We start from the raw sequence: 3,636 nt of genomic DNA on the forward strand, positions 1-3,636 counted from the left end.
TCCAAAAGTACCTTTACGGTATCCAAAGAGGTAAACATAGTTACATTATTTTCAATGGCTGTCCTTCTGATTGCCAGTCCATCTTCATAATGAATGCCGGACAAAATAGCTCTTGTGTTAATAACATAGCTTACATAGCCAGATCTTATAGCTTCCAGGATTTCTGTACTGTTTTCGCTGAGTTTCCTGCGAATACGTGTACGGATTCCATGTTCTTTCAAAAATTCTCCGGTTCCAACTGTTGCTTCTATGTTAAATCCCATGTCATAAAACCTCTGAATAAGCGGCAGAGCCTCCTCTTTATCTTCATCTGCAAGGGTTACCATAACAGTTCCGTAATTCTGCATTTTTACACCGGAAGCAATTAAGGCTTTATACATGGCACGGGGAAATTTTCGGTCATAGCCTATGGCTTCTCCTGTTGATTTCATCTCAGGGGACAGATAGGCATCCATTCCATTTAACTTTGCAAAAGAAAAGGCAGGCGCTTTTACATACCAGAAATTCTTTTCTTCCGGATAGCATGTATCGATACCTTGCTCTTTCAGGCTGATGCCAAGGATCACCCTTGTGGCAATATCCGCCAGGGAATAACCGGTAGCTTTTGATAAAAACGGAACAGTTCTGGATGAACGTGGATTTACTTCTATAATATATACGTTTTCCTCCTGATCCACAATAAACTGAATATTAAACAATCCTCTGATTCCAATTCCAAGACCCAATTTTCTAGTATAATCCAGGATCACTTCTTTTACATGGTCTGAAATGCTGTAGCAGGGATACACACTGATAGAGTCGCCGGAATGTACGCCAGTTCTCTCCACCAGTTCCATGATACCAGGTACAAATACATCTTGGCCGTCACATACTCCGTCGACTTCCACTTCTTTTCCCCTGATATAATGATCCACTAATACCGGTTTTTCTTCATTGATTTCCACTGCTGTTTTCAGGTATTGCCGCAGCTGCTCTTCTTTTGCCACAATCTGCATGGCTCTTCCACCCAGCACAAAGCTAGGGCGTACCAGCACAGGGTAGCCTATTGCTGCTGCCGCCTTTACACCGTCTTCAATATTTGTTACAGCCTGACCCTTAGGCTGCGGGATAGAAAGCGCAGCTAAAAGCTTTTCAAAGGAATCCCTGTTCTCCGCTTTTTCGATTGCTTTGCAGTCTGTTCCGATGATCGTTACGCCTCTGGCTTCCAGAGGCTCTGCCAGATTAATAGCAGTCTGACCTCCCAGAGATGCTATTACGCCATCCGGGTGCTCCAGCTCAATTACATTCATCACATCCTCAACACAAAGCGGTTCAAAATACAGTTTATCGGAAGTCGTGTAATCCGTAGAAACTGTTTCCGGATTATTATTGATCACAATGGCTTCATACCCGGCATTGCGGATTGTTTTCACAGCGTGGACTGTCGAATAGTCAAACTCAACTCCCTGCCCGATCCTGATCGGACCGGAACCAAGCACCAGAATTTTTTTTCTGTCTTCTGCTATTGATTCGTTTTCCTCTTCATAAGTAGAGTAAAAATAGGGGACATAACTGTCAAATTCCGAAGCACAGGTATCGATCATTTTATAAACCGGAAACAAGTTCGATTCTTTTCTGATACGAAAGACTGTAGCTTCATCTGTATCCCAAAGCCATGCTATGGCACGATCGGAAAAGCCTTCTTTTTTTGCCTGGTACAGAGCGTCCCTGTTCCACGGATCTGCCTTTACCATATTTTCTGTTTCTATGATTTTTTTGATTTTTTCCAGAAAAAAGCCGTCAATTTTTGTCTCAAAAGCGACTTGCTGAACATTGCAGCCCATTCTCAGTAATTGTGCAATGGCAAAGATTCTGTCATCTGTTCCTGCTTTTATATAAGAAAGAAGCTCTTCTCTTGTTTTTCCGTCAAATTTTTCCATATACAAATGAAATACGCCTATTTCCAGAGAGCGGACTGCTTTTAACAGACTTTCCTCAAAGGTTCGTCCAATACTCATCACCTCTCCGGTTGCTTTCATCTGAGTGCCCAGCTTTTGATTGGCATCTGCAAATTTATCAAAAGGAAAACGCGGCATCTTCGTTACCACATAATCTAAAGCCGGTTCAAAGGAAGCCGGTGTGTTTACAAGAGGGATCTCGTCCAGAGTCATGCCTACACTGATTTTTGCAGACACTCTGGCAATAGGATATCCGCTTGCTTTCGACGCCAGTGCAGAAGAACGGGAAACACGGGGATTTACTTCTATGACATAATACTGGAAGGAATGTGGATCCAGCGCAAATTGTACATTGCATCCCCCTTCTACCTTAAGAGCCCGGATCAGCCTCAGTGCACTGTCCCGCAGCATCTGGTACTCCTTATTGGTCAGGGTTTGGGAAGGGCATACTACAATGGAATCTCCCGTATGGATCCCCACAGGATCCAGATTTTCCATATTGCACACTGTAATGGCTGTGTCATTAGAGTCACGGATGACTTCATACTCAATTTCTTTAAATCCTTTAATGCTTTTTTCTACCAGTACCTGATGAACCGGAGACAAAGCCAGGGCATTATGGATAAGTCCAAGAAACTCCTGTTCATTGTCTGCAAACCCTCCGCCTGTTCCGCCCAGGGTAAAAGCCGGACGCAGAACCACCGGATAACCAATGGCCTTTGCCGCCTGGAGGGCTTCTTCTGCAGTATTGGCAACAAGGGACGGCAGTACCGGCTCCCCTAATTTTTCACATAATTCTTTAAACAGCTCCCTGTCTTCTGCCTGCCGGATGCTTTCACTTCTCGTCCCAAGCAGTTCTGTCTGGCATTCTTTTAAAACTCCTTTTTTCTCAAGCTGCATTGCAAGGTTCAATCCTGTCTGCCCTCCGATTCCGGGTACAATGGCGTCAGGACGCTCATGGCGGACAATTTTTGCCATATATTCCAGGGTAAGAGGCTCCATATAGACTTTATCTGCAATGGCAGGATCTGTCATTATGGTAGCCGGATTGGAATTGCACAGAATCACTTCATACCCCTCTTCTTTCAGCGCAAGACATGCCTGTGTTCCTGCATAATCAAATTCCGCCGCCTGTCCGATTACGATAGGCCCAGAACCTATAACTAATATTTTCTTTATATCAGTTCGCTTTGCCATGTTTGTTTTCCTCCATCATCTGTATAAATTGGTCAAACAAATACCCGCTGTCCTGAGGTCCGGGGGCGCTTTCCGGATGATACTGAACACTGAAAACCTGATCTTTTCTGCAGGCAAGCCCTTCTACTGTATGATCCAGCAGATTGATATGGGTCATCTCCAGATCAGTATTCTTCAGGCTGGCACAATCTACGGCATAAGAATGATTCTGGGACGTAATTTCTATTTTTCCGGTTTTCAGATTTTTTACAGGATGATTTCCTCCCCGATGTCCGAATTTCAGCTTATAAGTCCCGGCGCCATAGGCAAGCGCGATCATCTGGTGTCCAAGGCAGATTCCAAACATTGGGAAGTTTCCTCTTAATTTCCGCACCAGTTCCAGAACCGGCTTTACATCCTTCGGATTGCCCGGTCCATTAGACAAAAAGACGCCGTCCGGGTTTTGTTTTTGAATTTCTTCATAAGAAGTGTTCCATGGATATACCATGACGCTGCAGCCTCT

Annotated in this window: 2 protein-coding genes; both read right to left on the bottom strand. The window is 44.3% G+C overall.

All coding sequences use genetic code 11. The features are described from left to right. Positions 1–3,134 (bottom strand): carbamoyl-phosphate synthase large subunit (gene carB / locus RDS42_RS13345; protein ID WP_308784087.1); only part of this gene is annotated, 3,134 nt, incomplete at its 3' end. Then, a partial coding sequence (locus tag RDS42_RS13350; protein ID WP_308784088.1) for a carbamoyl phosphate synthase small subunit occupies positions 3,118–3,636 on the bottom strand: 519 nt, incomplete at its 5' end. The genes carB and RDS42_RS13350, both read right to left, overlap by 17 nt.

It is taken from the genome of uncultured Blautia sp., from assembly GCF_902497045.1.
Classification (GTDB): Bacteria; Bacillota; Clostridia; order Lachnospirales; family Lachnospiraceae; genus Blautia_A.